Genomic DNA, 21,020 nt, shown 5'->3' with positions numbered 1-21,020 from the left:
CAAGGAACTCACACTGGACGACATTGAAGTTACAAAATAATCTCATTTATTCTAATGTTAATTCTCAAGTCTTTTAGCTCGTCGTTCAACCTTCGCATTTCTCTTTCAATTTCCTCGCCGATACGATTCAATTCAATTTCAACTTTCGGGATTTCGATTTCAATGCTTTTTTCAATTTCATGTCTTATTCTGGATTCTAAATCGTAGAGTCTTTCATTATTAAAATCTTGTTTCCATTCGTTGAGACCATATTTCCATTCCTGCATTTCCTGTTTCCAATCATCTAACTCTTCTCTGTTGAAATCATAGTATGATCTGCGAGAGGATCCCTCCAATTCGACTTTTATATTTTTGATTTTGCCCTTCCGTTTAATTTCGATTTCAATTTCGTCACCGGAATCATAATCCGAAATTAAACTTGAAAGTTCATCTGTGTCTACGATGCTATCACCGTCGATTTTCAAAATAATATCACCGGCTTTGAGTTCTGCTCTTTCAGCGGGGCTATCCTTCACAACCGACAGGATCAAAACACCTGCTTGTTCGTCAGCGCCAAAATACTCAGCTAAATCATTGTTGAGGTTTGCCATTTGCACCCCAAGCCACGGCCTGCGACCGCCCCGAAACGAAAAAACACGAGGCGCGCGCCTGCGGCTTCCCTTGCGGTAGCTATAAGAAGACCGCTCCTTTTCTCCAACCCGTAAGGTTAGTGTCTTTTTGCCACCATCTCTCATTATTTCCATTTTTACTTTCGAACGCGGGGCCGCCCGCTTGACCGCGCGGGTTAAATCTCTGGTATTTCTGACTCTTCTGCCATCGAACCTGACGATCACGTCCTCCTCTTTCAATCCCGCTTTTTCCCCAGGCCCATCAGCGATGACATTGTTCACCATAACACCGGTTCGCTCTTTAATATCCAAATAGCGGCGGAGTTCGTCATCCAAATCTTGCACGTAAACCCCAATCCAGCCTTCATCTTCAGAGTTGTTGTAAACAGAACGGGGGTGCTGGCGGCCGCAGCTTAACACTAGAAGTTGAATGGAGAAGATGATTATGAAAAGGGGGGTTAGTTTTAGCGCTATAGGGTTCTTGATTTTCATGAGGTGCTCCTTTTTTGCATTCGTTAATATGAAATTTACGCCACACGCTTGCTTTCGGTAGATGGGACTCTTAAATTAATGTCAACTCGACCGATAACCTAAAGAAAGGTTGGGGAGTTTTTAGTTTGACGAATTTCGGGGGTGTTGGTTGCAAAGTTTTTGAAATTTAATACGGAACATGCCTGTGTCCTGTCACGTATGAATCTTTACCGTCATTGGGCTACAAATAAGAAATCCTAAAAGTCCTGCCTTATTTCCTTCGGAATTTTTTGGGATTTTGAGAATGTTCTTTTAAGAAATAATCAGTTGGTGAAAATTTGAAACTAGCGGTTTTACTCTCCCTTTTACTACTTTCTCAATTCCCAAACTTGGCTCTCTCTTCGGAGTTGGTTAACAACGAGTTACAAAAAGCCAAAAGCTTTTTCCAGCAAGGTGAATATGAAAAAGCAATTTCTAAATATGAGAAACTTGCAAAGACCGATGACCCCGGCCTTGCATTTGAAGCAAACCTCGGATTAGGCCTTATTTTTATCCAAAAGGGCGATTATGAGAAAGCAGAGAAAATAAGTCGAAAAAATCTCGAAACGTTTCCAGACCATCCGGATGCGCTAACATTTCAAGGGCGTGTTTTTAAACGTACAGGTAAATATAAAAATGCCCGGGCAAAGTTTCGGCAAGCGTTGGACCAAAATCCCGATCACCTTTTGGCTCGCTTAAACCTCGGAATGATGCAATGGGAGTGGGGAGAAAAAATCGCCGCCCGGCAAACGCTGCAATATTTAATTGGCTATTATGCAAGCCACCCGAATTTAACCGGCAACGAGCTGCAAATTATTGCTGAGGCTTGCATCTATCTCGACCGGTTTCGTGACGCGAATAACTTATTTACCGACGCTACTGAGACGGACAAAAGTTTGTGGCAGGCCTACATTCCCTGGGGTGAGCTTTTCCTGTCGAAATACAACATCCCGGATGCCCAGGGCATTTTTGATGACGCTTTGAAAATCAATCCAAATGCAGCCGGAGCGCTTTTAGGATTGGCCAAGTGTTTGAGCCGGTTGAATTTTGAGAATGCAATTGCGATGGCTGAGAAAGCCCTTGCTGTTAACCCCAATTTGGTGGCCGCTCATGATTTTTTAGCCGAACTGGAAATCGCTGTCGGAAATTACGACGAAGCTCTGGATAAATTAGATAAGCCGCTTCGGATTAATCCAAATTCGCTTTCCTCCCGAACTCTGCGAGCCGTCTGTTTTTTCTTCATGAAAAAAAGGAATAAGTTTGCTGAAGAAGAGCAGCGTATTTTTGCGATTAATCCGAAATACAGTGATTTATATTATCAAACTGCCGAAGTTCTTGCGAAGCGTTATTTGTTTAAAGAGTCCGTCGAGTATTATGAAAAGGCGTTAGAGCTCGATCCCGAAAACTGGGCGGCCCGGGCCGGGCTTGGCACCAGTCTGAGCCGATTGGGAAAAGAGGAAGCCGCTAAACAAGAGCTTGAGAAGGCTTTTGCAAAAGATCCTTACAATAAATATGTTGGCAATTTGCTCCGCCTTTTTGATGAATTTCCTCAATACAAAACCCATCAAACAAAACATTTTACCATTCGCATCCACGAGAAAGATGATGCGATTTTATCCGGCTATGTCAAACAATTAGCCGAAGAAAGTTTTGCTGCATTGCGCAAGAAATATTCATTCGAAACTGAAGAATCTGTGGTTTTGGAAATCTTCCCGGAACATGACGATTTTGCGGTCCGGTGTTTTGGCCTGCCCGGGGCACAGGCGTTTCTCGGGATTTGCTTTGGCAATTTAGTCGCCATGGATTCCCCGCGCGCCCGCACAAAAGGCGACTTCGTTTGGGGGCAGACTCTCTGGCACGAACTGGTGCATGTTAGCCACTTAAAAATGACCGCAAACCGCATCCCCCGTTGGTTGGCCGAGGGAATAGCAGTTTATGAAACAGCGAAAGCGAAACCGCATTGGCAAATGGGGTTGGATGTGCCGTTTATTTTGGCATTTAAAAACAACCAAACCTTGCCGCTGAAAGATCTCGATTCCGGTTTCAATCGACCCACCAATCCCGGACAAGTGACGCTGTCTTATTTTCAGGCCTCGCAGATTGTAGAATTTATTGTCGAAAAATACGGTCAGCAAAAATTGCTGGCGATGTTTCCGAAGTTTAAATCCGGATTGGAAACCAACCAGGTTGTCGAAGAGGTGTTTGGCAAGAATATTGACATATTTGATGAAGAATTTAAGTTGTACATCGCGCAAAAATATAAATTAGACAAAATTGATTATTCACATGATCCTCGGGAACTTGCCGCTCATTCGAGTGATTTAGCCGGTTTTTTGTCAAAAAAACTGGAAGAAAATTCCAGCAACCCGTTTCTGAATTTTCAGTTTGGTATGTACTATAAAAAAGAAGGCGACTTTGAGACAGCCATCCCCTATTTACAAAAAGCCAAGTCTCAATTTCCAAATTTTATTGAAAAAGAAAATCCTTACAATTCGCTTGCGGAGATTTATATTGAGATGGGGGAGAAGTCGAAAGCCATTCAAGAGCTGACCGAATTAACCGCTTTAAAGGGGAAGGATGCACAAGCGCTCAAATTGCTGGCTGACTTGTGTCTTGAATCAAACAATAATGAATGTGCAGTTGAAGCCCTGACGAAAGCAATTTATATTACGCCGTTTGAGCCGGAAGTTCACCAGAAATTAGCTGAGGCCTACCTGGCTCTCGGAAAGTTTGATCAGGCTATCGTTGAGTTGAAGATTAACTTACTTACCGAACCTCAAGATTTGGCTGGCGCGCATTGCGATTTAGCAGCCGCATTTTTGAAAGCCGGCAGAAAACCTGAAGCGAAGAAATCCGCTTTAGCCGCCTTGGAAATCGCCCCGAGTTACGAACGCGCCCAGGAGATTTTACTTGCGAGTATGGAGTAGAACACACCCCGTCCGGCTACCGCCGGACACCCCTCTCAAGAGGGGAACAAGAAAATTCCCTCTCGGGAGAGCCTGCCTTGAGCTTGTCGAAAGGGGATTGAGGGGCGGGTTATTCTCGTTCCAATGCTCTGCGTTGGAACGGCTGTTTATTTGTTTCGTCATTGCATGCACCTTCATGCCCGCATCAGCCCAACTCCCCACCGGCGAGGATTTCACCTTTGTTCGAATCCGTTGGACCGATAATAATATTCGGTACGGGTACGGACTGTTAATGAACGTCCCGCCCTGGGCCCACGATTTTCCCCAAGCTGAAAAAAATTTGAACCTGACGATTCAGGCACTGACAAATATTAAAGTTTCGGAAGATAACAAAGTTTTGACTTTTGGCGACGATGAAATTTTCAGGTATCCATTTATTTATGCCTGTGAAATCGGTTATTTGACTCTTTCAGATACAGAGGTCAAAAATCTCAGAGAATACCTCCTGCGAGGTGGTTTCTTGATGGTAGATGACTTTCGCTGGCGTCGTGAATGGAATAACTGGATGAGAGAAATCCGCAAAGTGCTGCCCGATCAGGAACTCCGGCGGCTCGACGTGAGTCATCCAATCTTTCACTGTTTTTTTGACATAAATGACATTCACAAGGACACGCCATTTGATTTGGGAGTACCCCCTGAATACTGGGGAATTTTTGATGATAACGGCCGAATGATGGTACTGATCAATTTTAATAATGACGTGGGTGATGGTTGGGAATTGCCCAAAGAGACTCCGAACTTTTCAACCCGCTCGTACAAACTCGGTATTAATTACCTTATCTATGCACTGACCCACTAAGCAGTCCTACAATGACAAGGATGGTTTCGAAAATTTCTTTAATTCTGCTATCTTTCATCTTTTGTTTTTCTGAAGAAGTTGAAGCCCAGGGAAGCAATGGTGACGAATTTACTTTTGTCCGTATTCAATACACTTCCGGCGGCGACAATTACCGATTTCGCAATCGCATGGGCCCGCATTGGCAGAGTTGGACAGTGGACTACCCTTTTGCAGAACAGAATTTAATGAAGGGCCTCAGCAACTGGACCTCGCTCAATGTAGCCGATGATCCGGTTTCCTTGTCACTTCTCGATCCTGAACTCTTTCGCTACCCGTTCGCTTATATTGTTGAAGTCGGTTTTATGGTATTAACTCAGCCGGAAGCGAATAACTTAGGTGAGTGGCTTTTGCGAGGCGGTTATCTCATGGTTGACGATTTTCATGGCCCGTTTGAATGGGAAAGCTTTGTGAATCAAATGAAGATGGTTGTTCCAAACCGCGAGATAGTCGACATCCCAATCACGCATCCGATTTTTCACTGCTTTTATGATTTTGATGAGATCAAGCAAATTCCCGGGCTGGGTTCCTGGTTGGGTGGACGAACTCATGAAAAGGGTGGAATCGAAGCGCGCTGCATGGGTATCTTCGATGATCAAGATCGACTCATGGTGCTGGTAATTCGAAATATGGACATGGGAGACGCCTGGGAGCACACTTATGATCCGCGGTATCCAACTGAATATTCAGCGGAGGCATATAAGTTAGGGATTAATTTCGTAATTTACGGACTAACACATTAATCATGTTGGAGAAAATATGTTAGAACCTGCAATAAAAGTTGATCAAAACGAGGACTTGGTATTTATCGAAAAACTGCGGGATGGCAATAAAAAAATCATCGGCGAACTCAGAAAGACTATCGTTGGGCAGGAAGATGTTATTCATCAAGTTATGCTGGCTTTATACACAGGTGGTAATTGTCTAATCACCGGTGTGCCGGGTCTTGCAAAAACTTTGCTGATTAAAACCATCTCACAGATTTTAGATCTTAAATTTAAACGCATCCAGTTTACGCCGGATTTAATGCCGTCAGACATCATCGGCACCGACGTGATTGAAGAAGACCGCACAACCGGCCGCCGTACTTTGCAGTTTGTAAAAGGACCGATTTTCGCGAACATTATTTTGGCCGACGAAATCAACCGTACTCCTCCGAAAACACAGGCGGCGCTTTTGGAAGCCATGCAGGAGCACAAAGTCACAACAGGCGGCAACACTTATGATCTTGAGGAACCTTTCTTTGTTTTGGCCACTCAAAATCCCATTGAACTGGAAGGCACCTACCCGCTTCCCGAAGCGCAGTTAGACCGTTTTATGTTCAACATTGTTGTGGATTACCTGCCGCAAGATCAGGAGGTGCAGGTTGTAACTTCCACGACTTCCGATTATGTGCCGCAGCTTGAGCGCGTCATTACCGGCAAAGAAGTGATGGAGTTTCAGAAAGTTGTTCGCAGAGTGCCGTTGTCACAGCAAGTTGCTGAATATGCGGTTCGATTGGTCGCTGCCAGTAGACCGAGCGGTGAAAATCCTCCGGACTTCATTAAAAAATGGGTAAGCTGGGGCGCGGGTTTGAGGGCTTCTCAATGTCTCATTTTAGGCGGCAAAGCAAGAGCGATTCTGGAAGGCAGATATAACGTTTCTATTAAAGACATCCAAGCTTTGGCTCTGCCGGTTTTGCGCCACCGTATCCTAACAAACTTCTATGCCGAGTCGGAAAAAATCACTTCCACTGAAATTGTTCAGCGGCTTTTGGAAACAGTTTCTGAGCCGAAGTCGGGACTATAAAGCTGACAATCTCAAGAGCGATGAGAGTAGAGCGATAAATCCTTGTAAATGGGAATGCGTTTCTCGCTCTACAATCTTTTAGATTTTTGTTTTTTGAAATATGGCGAACCAGATAAGATTTTTGGACCCCAATATTCTTTCTAAAATCTCCGGCATGGAGCTGCGCGCCCGTACGATAGTGGAAGGATTTATCTGCGGTTTGCACCGCAGTCCTTACCGGGGGTTCAGTGTGGAGTTCGCTGAATATCGCAAGTACACCCCGGGAGACGACATTCGCCATATCGACTGGAAAGTTTACGCCCGCTCCGACCGGTACTATTTGAAAGAATTCGAAGAAGAAACCAACTTGAACTGCCACATTTTGCTGGACACCAGCGCCTCGATGAATTACGGCAGCAACGGCCTGTCGAAGTTGGAATACGCCTCTTACTTGGCGGCGTCCCTGGGTTACATGATTTTTCAGCAGCGCGACGGCGTCGGGCTCATCACTTATGATAACCAGATTAACCAAATTATTCGTGCCAGAAATAAGAAAGGGCACATGCTGTCCATTTTGCGCTACCTCGAAAAAATAGAGGCGGCCAATAAAAGTGAAATGTCTATGCCGCTGCACCAGATTGCCGAGACCATCAATAAAAAAGGCCTGATTATTTTAATTTCCGATTTGCTGGATGACCCTGCTGCCATATTACGCGGGCTGCAGCATTTCCGTTTTAAAGGTCATGACGTTATCCTCTTTCATGTCATGGATGAAACAGAATTGACCTTCCCTTTTAAAAACGCGACCAAATTTATCGATATGGAAGGAGATTCACAATTTATGGCTATTCCCGCTTTGGTTCGTGATAATTATATGAAAAAATTACGGGCGCATATGTCATGGCTAAAAAGAGGCTGTGGCAGGATGCACGTTGATTACCATTTGTTAGAAACCTCTAAGCCGCTGGATTTTGCACTTTTCAGCTACTTGAATCATCGCAGTCGAAAAGGTTAATCGATGTTTGGAATGACTTTTTTAAACTCTTTATTTCTTTGGGGACTGGCCGCTGTGTCCGTTCCGATCCTCATTCATTTTATTAAGCGTAATCGCGCGGTCAAACTTCCCTTTGCGGCGATGCGCTTCTTGAAAGTCGATCCTGCAAAAAAGTTCAAGTCTCAAAAACTAAAACAATTGCTGCTGTTGCTAATGCGGATAGCGGCTTTTGCATTTTTGGCATTTGCATTTGCGCGTCCTTTTTTTAGTAATGTTGAGACCGGCTCCTTTTGGGGCGACGAATCCAGAGCATTTGTTGTTTTGGTAGATAATTCGTTCAGCATGGGGTATGAAAACAATTTTCAAAAAGCGATTACAAAGGCAAAGGAAATTGTGAGATCTGCGAGACCGGGTGATCAAGTCACTATCATGCAGTTTTCCGAGACCACCAAAGCAATTGCTGAAACTGGAGATAATTTTTCCGGGTTGTCAAATTTTGAAGATCGTTTCTCGCTTTCCAAGCAAAGCACGAATTACCTAAACGCAATCCAGGCTGCCGAAGCTGTCCTGCTCGAGTCTCAGTTTGAATCGAAGACGATCCATCTAATATCGGATTTTCAGAAATCAGCCCGCGAGAGTTTGAACCCGCACTGGACAATCCAATCCGGAATTAACTTGAATTTTGTGCCAATTGAAATATCTGAATTTTCCAATATCGCAGTTGTGGATGTGCACATTTCGAGAGAGCATAATTCAGTTCAAACCGGCGATGTGCTAACGCGCATCAAAAACTACGGGAATGACAAGAAACGAGTTAATGTTGTTTTAAATATCAATAACAAAAAGATTGCGCAAAGAAATGTGGCTATTTCTGCTGATGAAGAGCAAATTGTGCAATTCAAACGTGTCCGCTTTCCGAAAGGAAACGCTTCCGGAAATATTGAGCTTGCCTTTGAAAATGAAAGTATAACAATTGATAATCGCCATTTCTTTGTTTTGGAGAATAAGACGAAAGCTCAGTTGCTGGCAGTTAACGGCGAGCCGCATAAAGATGCTACTCAAGACGAATTGTTTTTTTTGGAACGAGCGATCAATCTTCCCGACTTGGCTAAATACTCCTTAATTAAGACGAGCCCCAAAGAAGCCAGGAAATATGACTTCAGCAACTACCGGGCGGTCATCCTGGTCAACGTTAAGAATCTGGACCGCGAAACACTGCAGCGACTGACTTACTATGTACGTGCCGGCGGTGGACTCCTTCTCGCGCTTGGGGATAATGTAAACCCCATGACGTTTAACCGTTTTTTTCGTGACCTTACCCCGGCTTCTTTGACTGAACTAGCTTTTAAATCTGTGAACCGTGAAACCAGTGCGATTCTGGCCGAGATTGATTTTCAACATTCGATCTTTAGACTTTTTGCAGGCCCCGGTCAAAGCGACCCGAGCTCCGCACAATTCTATCAATATTTTAAAGCAGAACCATTAACCCCCGAATCCGCCCTTGCTTTTTTTGATGACGGCAATCCGGCGATTTTGGAACGTAAAGTCGGCGCCGGCAAAGTCATTCTTTTTACCTCGAGCCTGGATACGGAATGGAATAACTTGCCGGTCAAGGCAATATTTCTTCCGTTGATTTATCAAATTTTGGATTATCTCGCTTCAGAGAGAAAAGGCCAAAAATCGTTATTAGTTGGAGATTCAGTGCCCTTGAGAAATGCACAATTAAATCCGTTAAATGATTTGGATTGCACTGTTAAATACCCTTCTGGTAAAAAAGTCGAGCCGGAAGGCGATATTTTCGATGACACTTCCGAACCGGGTATTTATGAAATTCGGAAAAACAGCAAGACGAGTTACGTTGCTGTCAATGTTGACCCGCGGGAATCGGACTTGACGCCAATTCCGCCAGATGAACTTCATGATTTGGTTGCTGGCGTTTCGGAGACGAACATCCAATCCGCTTCCTTTTCCAGCGCCAAACCTGACGAGCAGCAGGAAAAGAATCAAAAAATTTGGCGGTTTGTGATCTTAGGGGTAATTCTACTTTTGATAGGGGAGACCTGGTTAGCAAATAGGACGTACCGCTAGAAAAATTGGATGACAGTGAAACAAATGACAAAACAGGTCATTAAGTCATTTACCGTTGGCGTCATTATTGAAAGTTGTAAAAATAACCTACTTAAATGACAGCGTAGCGTAATGACTCTTGATAATAACACTAACGCTTGGTTGGTTCTAAAAGAAAGATTTTTTTTAATCAGGTGATTTCTACATGAACGCCCGACATGAAATTCTAAAAAAACGCATCAACAAAGTCCGCCAACATTGGAAAAAGTTGATTCTGATGAAGGGCGGCTCGCTTACCCTGCTCAGCACCGTTGCTGCTCTTTCGATTGGTTTTTTGATGGATTCCTTTTTTGAATTGGAAGGTTCAGCCCGGTTCTTTTTGATGACAGGAATTGTCACCACCTTTGTGGTCACTTTGTTTTGGACGCTCGTACGGCCGCTACTGAATGTTCCCACCGAAATTCAGCTCGCCCGTTATTTAGAAGAAAAGAATCCGCAATTGGAAGACCGCCTGGTAACCGCAGTTGAATTGGGCGGATCTGAACATCCCGGCACTTCGTCTCGTCTGCTGGCGCAACTCTTAGATGACGCCCGCATCCATATTCAACCTCTTAATTTGGCAAAATCTCTCCACAGCAAAAGCGCGGTTGTTTGGAGCAGCTTTGCCATGGCGCTTCTTTTGTTTTTGGGCGCTATGATTCCGGCGAATCTTGATTTCTTTACTTTAAAAACCAATCGCATCTTTTCACCGTGGGAGTTTCGGAATCCAAAACTCTTTCCCACTTTTGAAGTGTCACCGGGCAGCAAACGCATCCCGAAGGCGTCGGCTCAGGAAATCAGAGCGGACATAACCGGCTTCGAACCGGAAGAGGTTGTTTTGTATTATTCCGACGGAGATTCTTCGTGGAAAAAAGCAGAGATGGACGTCACCGGCGACAAAGGTGTTTTTGTTTATAGTTTCTTTAATATTCAAAGCGAGACCCAGTATTATGTAAAAGCGGATGAGAAGCTCTCCGACATTTTTACGTTTACTGTTTATGAGGCGCCAAAGATTAATCGTGTAGATTTAACTTACATTTATCCGAAATATACCGGCCTCAAATCGAAAAAGGAGACCGATACCGGCGACGTTTGGGCCCCGGAAGGCACAACTATTAAGATGGCCGCAGTGGCGGATAAGCGTCTTTATAAAGCCGAAATTATTCTCGGGGAAAACGAAGAAAAGCTTGAGATATCGATTTCAGCGGATTCAGTTGTGACGGCCTCATTCAAGGTAACCAGCGATAGCTTTTATAAAATCCTAATTACTGACACAGATGGTCTGACCAACGATCCGCCCCCGGAATACTATATCCACGCTTTGCCAAATCAACCGCCGATTTTAACGATCGATAGACCGGGACACGACATAAAAGCTTCCATGCTTGAAGAGGTGCCGGTTAAAATTGAAGTGAGGGATGATTACGGGCTGCCTTCGGTGAAACTGCTTTATACCGTAAACGGATCGGATTCCAAAGAGTTGACATTGAGAACGCGCAAAACCTCAAGGGAGAATTCATCCGGGTACTTTGAACAGACTCAGGAGTTTACATCGGAGTATTTATTTTACCTTGAGGATCTGAAAGTTCAACCCGGCGATTTTTTGACTTATCACGTTCAGGCAGATGACAGCAGAGATTCTAAAAATGTCGAATCAGTCACGTCTGAGATATTTTTCATTTCGATTCGCTCGTTTGAAAAGGAATTTTATCGTTCTATGTCGCAAGGAGGGCAGGGTGGAGGCTCTGGCGGAATGGGCGGTAAGCTCTCAGAGACCCAGAAAGAAATTATAGTGGCCACCTGGAAATTACAGCAAAAAAAGAAAAAAATCGAAGCAGAAGAATTGGCAAATAATATACACATTATCGTTGAAAGTCAAAAAAACTTGCGCGACGTTACCCAAAGCACACTGATGCAAATGCAGCAGAGAGCTATCTTTTCACGAGAAGCAGACGGCGAAATTCCCAAGTTTTATTCTGCGGCAATTGAAGCCATGGAGCGGGCGATTGTAGAACTGGATTCAAGGCAGCTAAAGGACGCCCTTGTTCCTGAACGAGAGGCTTATCAAAGTTTGTTGCGGGCGGAAGCACAGTTGAAGCAAGTTCAGATGCAGCGGGCACAGGGGCAGGGGGCAGGAAGCCAGGCCACAATGGACGAGTTGGCCCAACTCTTTGATGAAGAAATGGATAAGCTCAAGAATAAGTATGAGACCCTGCGCCAAAATCAACAGCAGCAGAAAAATGAACAGATGAATGATGCGCTCAAGAAAGTCAAGGATTTGGCTCGCCGGCAGCAGCAACTCAACCGGCAAACTCGCGACTTAGCGCGCAAAGAGCTTCCACCACAAGAGAAGAAACGTCGGATTGAAGAGCTGCGGCGCAAGCAGGAGGAGATTCGCCGGCAAACCCAGGAATTGACCCGCAAGATGCAGCGGAGCGGTCAGAGCAATTCAAATCTGCCCCGGGACGTTCAGGATGATTTGAGGCGGGCAACCAATGAAATGAACAATGCCTCGAACAACCTCCGGCAGAATAATATGGACAGAGCGGCTGCGAAGGGAACGCAGGCGTTGAACCGGTTGAAACGTCTTCAGGAAAAGCTGCAGCAAAATCAAAAAGAATCGCTGCGGCGGCAAATTGAGAGTCTTGAGCAGCAATTCGAAAGATTGGCTGAAGCACAAAGAGATTTGACTAAAGACGTTGAGGATCTAAAAAACCAGGAAACACCGAACCAGAACCAACTTCAGGAAGCACGAGAAAAACAAGCGACTCTAAAGGATAATTTTGAAACCTCTAAAGGTCAGGTTAACTCGTTATCCCGTCAAGCCCGCGAAAATAAAAAAGAATTCTCTCGTGAAATAAACAAACTGTTGCAGGAAATGAAGCAGGCCGGTTTAGACAAAAAAATGGAGAGCGCTGAAAATCTTCTAAAGCAGAATCGGTTGAATTCAGCGCTGCAGGCCGAAAAGGATATTTTAAATAGCCTTGAACAACTGCGCGAAAAACTGACCAATCTGCGCGGCATATTTGCTGAAACCGATGAGGAGAAACTGGATTTAGCGCTTAACCAAACCCGTCGCCTGCGCGAGAACCTGGAATCCATGAAAAGAGAAACTCAAGGTTTTGAGAGAGCGAAGAAAACTCAGCAAGAAGGAAAGCAAAACCAGTCTGGACAAAGTTCAGAGAATCGACAAGCCGGTCCGGGTGAAGGCCAGAGACCTGAGCAGACCGTCGATCCACAGAGGTTGGACTGGAATAAACAGTTGGCGGAAAACTTAAGAAATCTGCAGCACATTCAAAGGGCGGTTCAAGGTGATAGTTCACTCAGCCGGGAGTTTCAAAAATTAAGTCAAAATATGGAGGGTATGATCCGAAGTTTTAGCGGCGGGCTCCCGGAAAGATTTCAATTGATAGAAGAACAAGTGCTCAACCCGTTGAAAGCTTTTGAAGCTGAACTGGCGCATAAATTAGAAATCCTGAAAAACAAAGAAAAACTGTTTCTGGCCCGGGAAGAAAAAATTCCGCCCGAGTACGAGGCTTTGGTTGAAAAATATTATGAAGTGTTGTCGAAGACGAAAAAATAGCTTTCTGGTTGCTTGCTGCTGGATTCTGGGTAAAGCATCCAGCAGCAAGCACCCAGCATCCAGCTTCCCATTTTTAAAGACATTGACATTTAGAAATAGTAAATAAGACTTTAGAGATGCTCGAATTTCTACTAAAATACAACCCGGTAGTTTTTTCAGAAGGCGAAATCACTTTTAAATTACTTCCTTCTATTATAGCCCTTTTGGGGATTGTGATTTTATTTGCTGTGGCTCTTTGGCTGATTTACAGAAAAACCACCTTGCAGTTGAACCGGAAGTTCAAAACTGTTTTGATCGGTTTAAAGTTCGTGGTTATTACGCTGCTTTTGATCATCTTACTGGAACCAGTGGTTACCGTATCATCGGTTGTCCCGCGCAAAAGTTCTTTGATCCTGCTAGTTGATGATTCCAAAAGCATGTCCATTCAGGATGCTGAAGATGACTTGTCCCGATTAGATTTTACCAAAACATTGTTGGGAAGTGAGGAGGCCCCCGGGCTTACCGACAGACTGAAGCAGAATTTTAAAATTCAAATGTATAAATTTTCTTCGGATGTCGAACACCTGAAAGAAACTCAACAATTAGCCGCTCAAGGTGTCGCAACGAATTTGGCGCGGAGTTTGGCTTTTGCGGCGGACGTGGCAAAACAGAGTGCGGTCTCCGGCGTTGTGCTGTTTACAGACGGCGTCAACAATGGCGATGACGACCCGCTTGAATATGCCGCCGTGATGAAAAACAAAAATTTACCGGTTTTTGTCGTTGGGGTGGGCAGTGAGCGTTCCGAGGATATTGAGTTGTCAAAAGTGGCTGTCAACCACTCGGTTATTGAAAATTCGGTCATTGAACTTTCGGCGCTCATCAAGAACAAAAGCCTTGAAAAGAAAAAAGTCGAATTGGAATTAAGAGAAGAAGGCCGGATTGTAAAAAAACAAACCGTAAATTTAGAGGGTGCTGCGACTCGAACTTCGCTAAAATTTTCTCCTCAAAAAAGCGGGTTTGTCAGATATAGCTTGAACGTGGTTGCGCAAGAAAATGAGTCCATAAAAGAAAACAACAGCAAGAGTTTCTTGATCGATAATCGCAGCAAACGCGCCCGCGTGCTTTACATTGATGGCTATCCGCGCGCCGAGTTTAAGTATCTTCGTCGTGCCATTGACGGCGATCCAAGTTTGGAGCTTGTTTCACTTTTGCGAACCAGCCAGGAGAAGTTTTACCGCCAGGGGATTAAGGATCAAAGCGAGCTGAGAGACGGCTATCCAAAAAATAAGAGGGAGCTTTTCGAATACGACGCGATCATTTTTGGCAGCATCGAAGCTGATTTTTTCAGCTCAAAAGAATTGGAGAATACATTAGAATTCGTCTCCCAGCGCGGCGGCGGATTTTTAATGCTTGGCGGCAGCCAGACTTTTGGCCAGGGCAATTACTACGGAACTCCGGTCGAAAAAATGCTGCCGGTTGAATTGCCTTACAGAAATAGCGCGGTGCAGCAATTTCCTGGCACGTTTCGAGATAAATTTAAACTCTTGCTTACCCCGGAAGGATATCGAAATCCTATTTTGCAGCTTGCATCAACAGAAAGCGAAAGTCGTAATTTGTGGGACGCCTTGCCGGATTTAGAAGGCTATAACCCGCTGGGCAGGGCCAAGCCGGGTGCCACGATTCTGGCGGTCCATCCACTGAGTGAGGCCGGGGATCCCAAAGTTATTTTAGCTCAACAACGTTTTGGCCGGGGCCGATCCATGGTGTTTGCGACCTCCAGCTCATGGCTCTGGCAAATGGGGTTGTCGCACGAAGATATGAGTCACGAGCGTTTTTGGCGTCAGATTCTACGTTGGTTGGCGCTTGCCTCTCCGGAACCAATTGAATGCCATTTGGACAAGGAGACCTACGTTCCGAATGACGAAGTAACTTTGAAAGTTGATGTGAGAGACAGCACTTTCTCAACAATCGAAGACGCCACCATTAAAGCTCGAATTACCACTCCGTCCGGAAAGATAATCGATGTCCCTTTTAATTGGTCATCTAATGGCAAAGTCGAGTATATCGGCGCTTATCACCCGGACGAACAAGGGTTGTATTTAGTTGAAATTACCGCGCGTTCATCAAACGGGTCGTTTTTAGGGAAAACAGAGGCTGCGTTTTTTGTTGAAGAATCGACGACGGAGTTTTCAAATGCGCAGCTGCAAGCCCCGCTTCTGAAAAGAATCGCCGAAATCAGCGGCGGCAAATATTATCACCAGGATGAGGCCGAGAGCCTGCCGGATCAGATTTCGGTCATGCAGGGCACTTATTCCAAATTGGTCGAATACGATTTGTGGGACATGCCGCTCTTGTTCCTGCTGCTGATTCTGATTTTGTCTGTTGAGTGGTATTTGCGCCGCAGCAAAGGCCTTTCTTGATTGTTTATCGATAATTGATTATTGTCTAATGAAAAAACCTAAACTGTATTGTCATTTCGAACGAGCGAAGCGACGTGAGAAATCTGGTCGTTTTACGTACTCACAGATTCCTCCCGAAGCCTGTCCTGAGCGAAGTCGAAGGGGTCGGAATGACAAGATTGTTTACATTTTCGTATTTTTTCTTTTTGCTTCAAATTTTTTAAGTCAATTCTCAATCCTCTATCCTCAATCTTCTATAAACTTCGGCGATAGATACGCAGTCATCATCGGCGGTATCGGCGGTCAGAAAGAGTTCACTGAAGAATACTTCGACCAGACCAACCGCATGTATGACTTGCTGGTGAACGAATTGGACTATAAATCTGAAAATGTTTTTTATTTGTTTGAAGACCTTGCTTACGATTCTCTGAAAATCAAGGCCAAATGCACTGCCGAAAACGTTCGCGATGTTATGAACCGGCTGGCAGTCAAGATGAAACAGGAAGACCAGCTTTTTATCTTTATGGTTGGCCATGGTACCTTTGACGGCACCTGGAGCAAATTCAATCTGCTCGGCCCTGATTTAAAGGCCATCGATTACGCGCAATTATTGGCTAAACTCCCAACGAACAAAATCATTCTGGTGAATACCAGCAGCGCCAGCGGTCCCTTTATCAAAAAGTTGAGCGGCAAAGAAAGGGTCATTATCACAGCGACCAAAAGCGGCCGCGAATATTTCGAAACCAGTTTTGCAAATTTCTTTTTAGATGCTTTCGATGACAACCAGGCGGATCTAAATAAAGACAATCGCGTGAGTATTTTGGAGGCCTTTAAATTTGCTAAAACCAGCCAGGACAAATGGTACGAAGATCAGCGCCGGCTGCGCGCCGAGCATCCGCTTCTCGATGACAATGGCGACGGTAAAGGCAGCCAGGATTTCGAAGACGCCGAAGACGGCAAGTGGGCAAGCCGGGTTTATTTGGCCGGATTGTCATCTGAATTTCAAACGAGTTTGCAGCGCCTAAAATCCGGTACGCAGTCTCCCGCTGACAGTTTGAGGTTGGAAAAATTGGGTTTGGGACAAGCAATCGAAGATTTAAAGGCGAAGAAAGATCAACTTTCTCTGCAGGAGTATACCAGCCAGTTAGAGTCTCTGCTTGTGCAATTGGCAAAGACGAATCAGCGGCTGAAGAAGGTGAAGGGTGGGAAGAAAGAGTAAGTTAACTTAATTCACGCATGCTTGGTGAAGGTCACTCCTTTTCCTTAAAATCGACGTTTTGATAAAAGTCAGCTATTGCCATGCTGCTGTCCATGGAAAATAAATTCAATATTTCCTGATCTCTGTAATCCTTGAACATCCACTGACCTTTTTCATTTTTGTAGAAATGCTCGACATGCATCTCGTGCTGATTTATCAAAACATACTCCCTTAAGGAAGGAAGCAGCCGGTAGGAATCAAATTTTTTGCCACGGTCATACGCTTCCGTGGACTTATACGATCTTCAAGCTCAGAGTATTCGGGAAGGTGTAGATTTCTTTTTTGATATCAATTCTCCACTTGATTTTTTTCTAAATATGTGCTATTTATATTGAGATAAACGTTCTCAGAGATTTTATTCCCATGTTCCGTCAAGATAAAAACAGATTTCTTCATTATATTGAAAGCGTTGGGAAGAACGCAATTCTTGCAAAAGGCGCTCGCCATCCCCACAACAAGTCTCGTTAGCTTTTTAACCCTTGGCTTGAAGTACTTAAGATGACAATCACAGATCTAATAAATGAACTATCTGAAAAGGCTTACTTGTTACTAAAACTTATAGCAGACGATCTCCTGTTTGTCTGATTTAAAAAAGAGCCACGATTCGATTTCGTCTATTTGATGAACAGGTGTTTTGGTTCCCAAAATGATGTGACCCTCTGTCTTGCCGTTGATTTTGTTGACCCGTACGAAGCCGAATCCTTTTTCGCTCTCCGTTTTTATTTTTGTCAGTATATAAGTATAGGTGTCCCGATTCTCTGTGGCCTTAAAACGTTTTTCGTACCAAAAACCTTCGTCACCCATATATAAAACTGGTGCCCAATGGCCAAGTTGCTCGTGCGCGCCTTCCCTGTCAACCTCCCAGCCTCCAAGCTGTCCTGCTGCCACTCCCACCGCTTTTCGAGCGATCGAACCCACCATTCTTTCTGCGAAACTAAGTCCCGGCGCTTTATGATAGGTGTGGAAAACCTTCTCTCCGCTAAACGAGACGAGCATGAGGTTATTGCTCGACCGTAAAAAATATCCATCATCCCTGAGGGTCAGTACACCCGGCGTTTCCTTCCCCTCAAATTTCAATTTTTTGGCTATTTCAGTATATTTCCCATCGGAAAGGTTGATGGCATAGAGCTTTTTGTCTGAATACACCACGACTTTATCATCTTTGACGACGAAGTTAGTCGCGTCATCCTTCAGTTTCTTGAACTTCTTTTTCCACACCGGCTTTCCCGTGGCAAGGTCGATTAGATTGATAAAAGATTCTCCCTTTATCACCAGCCCTTGCGGAGTTAGCGACATCTGACCCCGATCGTTCTCTTTAACTTTGAAGGTGAAGCGCTTTTCCCATATGGGTTGTCCGGTTGCAAGATCGAGTAGCTGAATAAATGACTTCTTGGAACCCCCCCTTACCAGCAGACCCTGCGGAGTTAGTCGCATCCATGAAACCCGGCCTTTTAACTTGGGCGCTTTTTCCCACAGGAGACTACCATCTTCCGTGCGGACAGCATAGACGGTCTTGTCGCTGGCAGCATAGATAACTTTGTCTTTTTCATTTAAGAGCATTGCTGCATAACCGTAGGTTAAATAGGGCGCATGTTTTGCCTTTATATTTGTTTCCCAAATTAATTCACCGGTTTTGGAACTGAACTTGCGTATTCCTTTTTTGGTCATAAAGGTGATCATGCTTTCTTCAGTATCAAACAGGGGCGGTTGAATGCCAGAAATATCCTCCTTTTCTGCCTCGAATTTGAAAGAATCTTTGTTTTCCCACAAAACTTTGCCGGTTTGTAGTTGTATGGCAAGCACCTTCTTTTTCTTGTCCTTATCTTTTGCGTAAATCAACATGCTGCCAATTTCTGGTAGCAATAAATAGCCATAGTGAGCTTTTAAACCCATCGTTTCCGTGGTCAAAATGTCTTCGCCGGTTACAGCATTCATGACGCTTATGTAGGTGGGCGCAGTCTCATGTTTGAAGAGCTTGCCAGCTTCGCTATGTTTCCGAACCACCACGTAAGGAGTGAACGGAATAAACTCTCCCAGCCAGCTATCATGGTATTCTATGGGCCGCTCTTTCAGCCCTTTTAAATCCTTCCTGGTCCAGAGAATTTCACCGTTTTCCGGATCGACGCCAACGAGACTTTCCTTAGTGCTAACAATCAAATGACCAGTTGGAGCAAGCTGTAGCCATTTGATATTTCCTTGAACAGTGTGCGTCCAGACCTGTTCAGACTGACCAAATGCATTGACCGTTAAGCCCAGAATAGTCAGCAAGCTTAAGAGTCTCAAACAACTTAAGTTTAACTTTTTCATGACAACCTCCTGTTAAATGGTGATTATTTTTAGAACACATAACCTAAATTAATGCCAAATGTATATCCACTATAATTGCCATCCCCAAACGAAGCTCTACCCCAGGTGAAAAAGCGTTTAAAATTGAGATTTGGGTTCAAGGTAAGACGCCCGGTTAAAAAAAATCTCAAATTGATGCCAGCCCCTGTAGTTAGAATGACTACATCAGAGGTCTCCGAACCTTTTCCTGCTTCACGTACTTCACCCTCGGCCCCGAGCAACTTCAAATAGGGTACAATCATAAATTTGTTGCCGATGCGAACGTTATAATTTAGATTCTCAAGTAATAGAATCTTAAGGCCTGCCTTAGCCCAGTCTCCGGCAGTGTCCACATTTTCAAAAAACCCCGGAAACATCGTTTCAATCCCTGCCATTGCAAGAACTGCGGGAAGCAAAAGCACCGCACCGGCTAGCGGAAAATGCCCATAATAGAGGTTATCTGAGCCCTTTCCAAAAACCAGGGATCCGGAGTAACTTATATGTTCGTTTAAAAAGATCTCTAAATTTAGTCCGTAGTAGTTGATGTCCCAGCGATCGGGTAAATTTTGATACTGAAAGGAAGCGCTCAAAATTGATTTTTTTGCTAAAGTGAAAGATGGATCCGGTAGGTCTTGTGCGGCTACGTTTTCAACTAAAAGAAGAATAAGCACACCGGTCAAAATATTAGATTTTTTCATCTCAAGTTTCCTTTGATTCTTTTTGACTTAACTCGTGGTGCCATCCATCATTTCAGGCATCGATAACATTGAAAATCCTTAGTAACTAAGGTTTCTGACAGGACATTCTGGCTGATTGGGTCATGAGTCACATCGCTAAAACCTGACCAAAGCCCTCATCGCAAACCCGCTGTTGCGCTGTGGGTAAAAACCTACATCGAATCGCCTGTTTCTTGCATCGCCCTCCTTTGCACCTTTTGCACTTATTGCACCCAACACAACGCCAGCAACCGTGCCGAGACCGCCGAAGATCTTAGCCATGAGCAGGGTGCAATCGTTATCAATGCAAAAGTTCGGTTCCTCCCCTGCTTCGACTGCTTCGTCCGCTGCAATTTCGGCTGCTACCCCGGCCGCTACACCAACCCCGGCACCCAGGACTAACCCTAGCATGCCTACTGCGAAACTCCGTTCTACCGCTGAGGGCGACTCGCTTTCCAGGATGGCCTTAGACCCACCTAGAAGGGCACCCGCGCTGCCGCCGATTGCTGCCCCCCACAGTGTGCAATTCAGGGAGGGAACACCCTTCTCATCATAACAGAAGTCTCCCAGGGCTCCCCCGTTGCTGTGTTCGGACAAACCCGTTGCCAAGGTCACATACCCCCCAATGCCGGCACCGATACCAGCGCCAGCGGCAACACAGCCTATATCCAAAACCTCGCTCGGAACACGACCAGCTTCAGCCTGGTCTACGGCGAGTTCGCCCATCTGGGATGGAGTCAGAACGGCCAATTCGGCATCACCTTCGATGGCTTAAATGTCCGGGGCGAGATCTCAAGCTCCACGGTGCGCAACGGTTATCGGGGGATTGATCTCGATGGGGCGGATTCCAACAGTTTTACGTCTAATCTAGTCTATCGGCACGCAAACAAAGGGGTGCACTTGCTTTCTGGTCCGGATGGCAATACCTTCACTTCAAACCACGTCTACGCCAATTCGAGTCATGGGATGCATCC

Annotated in this window: 14 protein-coding genes and 1 pseudogene; 10 read left to right on the top strand and 5 right to left on the bottom strand. The window is 44.9% G+C overall.

Features of this window, described 5'->3' with window-relative positions:
- Positions 1-29 precede the first annotated feature (29 nt).
- Positions 30-1,100 carry a PDZ domain-containing protein gene (locus IH879_03915; protein MCH7674079.1) on the bottom strand — a complete coding sequence of 357 codons (1,071 nt, stop codon included), beginning with the start codon at positions 1,098-1,100 and terminating at the stop codon, positions 30-32.
- A gap of 317 nt (positions 1,101-1,417) precedes the next feature.
- Between IH879_03915 and IH879_03910 the strand changes: the two genes are divergently transcribed.
- From IH879_03910 to IH879_03870, 9 genes are all read left to right on the top strand, one after another.
- On the top strand, positions 1,418-4,045 hold the full coding sequence (locus tag IH879_03910; protein ID MCH7674078.1) for a tetratricopeptide repeat protein: 2,628 nt from the start codon (positions 1,418-1,420) through the stop codon (positions 4,043-4,045).
- A gap of 175 nt (positions 4,046-4,220) precedes the next feature.
- Positions 4,221-4,883: a DUF4159 domain-containing protein gene (locus tag IH879_03905; GenBank protein MCH7674077.1), complete on the top strand. Its 663-nt coding sequence runs from the start codon at positions 4,221-4,223 to the stop codon at positions 4,881-4,883.
- A gap of 11 nt (positions 4,884-4,894) precedes the next feature.
- The gene (locus IH879_03900; protein ID MCH7674076.1) at positions 4,895-5,662 is read left to right on the top strand and encodes a DUF4159 domain-containing protein; all 768 of its coding nucleotides are present in this window, start codon (positions 4,895-4,897) and stop codon (positions 5,660-5,662) included.
- A 16-nt stretch (positions 5,663-5,678) separates the two neighbouring features.
- Entirely contained in the window at positions 5,679-6,707 is a 1,029-nt protein-coding gene (locus IH879_03895; GenBank protein MCH7674075.1) for an AAA family ATPase, read from the top strand.
- 100 nt (positions 6,708-6,807) lie between these two features.
- Positions 6,808-7,701, top strand: a complete 894-nt coding sequence (locus tag IH879_03890; GenBank protein MCH7674074.1) for a DUF58 domain-containing protein — start codon at positions 6,808-6,810, stop codon at positions 7,699-7,701.
- A gap of 3 nt (positions 7,702-7,704) precedes the next feature.
- Positions 7,705-9,768: a BatA and WFA domain-containing protein gene (locus IH879_03885; protein MCH7674073.1), complete on the top strand. Its 2,064-nt coding sequence runs from the start codon at positions 7,705-7,707 to the stop codon at positions 9,766-9,768.
- A gap of 184 nt (positions 9,769-9,952) precedes the next feature.
- Positions 9,953-13,369, top strand: coding sequence for a hypothetical protein (locus tag IH879_03880; protein MCH7674072.1), 3,417 nt, complete (start codon positions 9,953-9,955; stop codon positions 13,367-13,369).
- Between the two features lie 116 nt (positions 13,370-13,485).
- Entirely contained in the window at positions 13,486-15,768 is a 2,283-nt protein-coding gene (locus tag IH879_03875; protein ID MCH7674071.1) for a VWA domain-containing protein, read from the top strand.
- A 28-nt stretch (positions 15,769-15,796) separates the two neighbouring features.
- Positions 15,797-16,966 (top strand): caspase family protein, encoded by a 1,170-nt coding sequence (locus IH879_03870; protein ID MCH7674070.1) that lies wholly within the window; start codon positions 15,797-15,799, stop codon positions 16,964-16,966.
- 31 nt (positions 16,967-16,997) lie between these two features.
- Here IH879_03870 and IH879_03865 read toward each other — a convergent pair.
- The 4 genes and pseudogenes from IH879_03865 to IH879_03850 form a co-directional block, all read right to left on the bottom strand.
- A pseudogene (locus tag IH879_03865) lies at positions 16,998-17,240 on the bottom strand (Uma2 family endonuclease).
- Between the two features lie 314 nt (positions 17,241-17,554).
- Positions 17,555-19,312, bottom strand: coding sequence for a PQQ-binding-like beta-propeller repeat protein (locus tag IH879_03860; protein MCH7674069.1), 1,758 nt, complete (start codon positions 19,310-19,312; stop codon positions 17,555-17,557).
- A 29-nt stretch (positions 19,313-19,341) separates the two neighbouring features.
- The gene (locus IH879_03855) at positions 19,342-20,028 is read right to left on the bottom strand and encodes a hypothetical protein (protein MCH7674068.1); all 687 of its coding nucleotides are present in this window, start codon (positions 20,026-20,028) and stop codon (positions 19,342-19,344) included.
- Positions 20,029-20,163: 135 nt separating this feature from the next.
- Complete coding sequence (locus IH879_03850; protein MCH7674067.1) at positions 20,164-20,643, bottom strand: hypothetical protein; 480 nt, start codon at positions 20,641-20,643, stop codon at positions 20,164-20,166.
- On the opposite strand from IH879_03850, the gene IH879_03845 reads away from it, so the two are divergent.
- A partial coding sequence (locus tag IH879_03845) for a right-handed parallel beta-helix repeat-containing protein (protein ID MCH7674066.1) occupies positions 20,632-21,020 on the top strand: 389 nt, incomplete at its 3' end. The two genes, IH879_03850 and IH879_03845, sit on opposite strands and share 12 nt — an antisense overlap.

The organism is candidate division KSB1 bacterium, from assembly GCA_022562085.1.
Taxonomy (GTDB): Bacteria; Zhuqueibacterota; Zhuqueibacteria; order Oceanimicrobiales; family Oceanimicrobiaceae; genus Oceanimicrobium.
Note: the sequence above shows the minus strand (reverse complement) of the source record. Positions and strands in the feature narration are given on the sequence as shown.

Coding starts and splice junctions, on each gene's coding strand:
- IH879_03900 (MCH7674076.1), top strand. CDS start 4,895: ATGACAAGGATGGTTTCGAAAATTTCTTTAATTCTGCTATCTTTCATC.
- IH879_03855 (MCH7674068.1), bottom strand. CDS start 20,028: ATGAAAAAATCTAATATTTTGACCGGTGTGCTTATTCTTCTTTTAGTT.
- IH879_03875 (MCH7674071.1), top strand. CDS start 13,486: ATGCTCGAATTTCTACTAAAATACAACCCGGTAGTTTTTTCAGAAGGC.
- IH879_03915 (MCH7674079.1), bottom strand. CDS start 1,100: ATGAAAATCAAGAACCCTATAGCGCTAAAACTAACCCCCCTTTTCATA.
- IH879_03895 (MCH7674075.1), top strand. CDS start 5,679: ATGTTAGAACCTGCAATAAAAGTTGATCAAAACGAGGACTTGGTATTT.
- IH879_03860 (MCH7674069.1), bottom strand. CDS start 19,312: ATGAAAAAGTTAAACTTAAGTTGTTTGAGACTCTTAAGCTTGCTGACT.
- IH879_03880 (MCH7674072.1), top strand. CDS start 9,953: ATGAACGCCCGACATGAAATTCTAAAAAAACGCATCAACAAAGTCCGC.
- IH879_03905 (MCH7674077.1), top strand. CDS start 4,221: ATGCCCGCATCAGCCCAACTCCCCACCGGCGAGGATTTCACCTTTGTT.
- IH879_03885 (MCH7674073.1), top strand. CDS start 7,705: ATGTTTGGAATGACTTTTTTAAACTCTTTATTTCTTTGGGGACTGGCC.
- IH879_03870 (MCH7674070.1), top strand. CDS start 15,797: ATGAAAAAACCTAAACTGTATTGTCATTTCGAACGAGCGAAGCGACGT.
- IH879_03890 (MCH7674074.1), top strand. CDS start 6,808: ATGGCGAACCAGATAAGATTTTTGGACCCCAATATTCTTTCTAAAATC.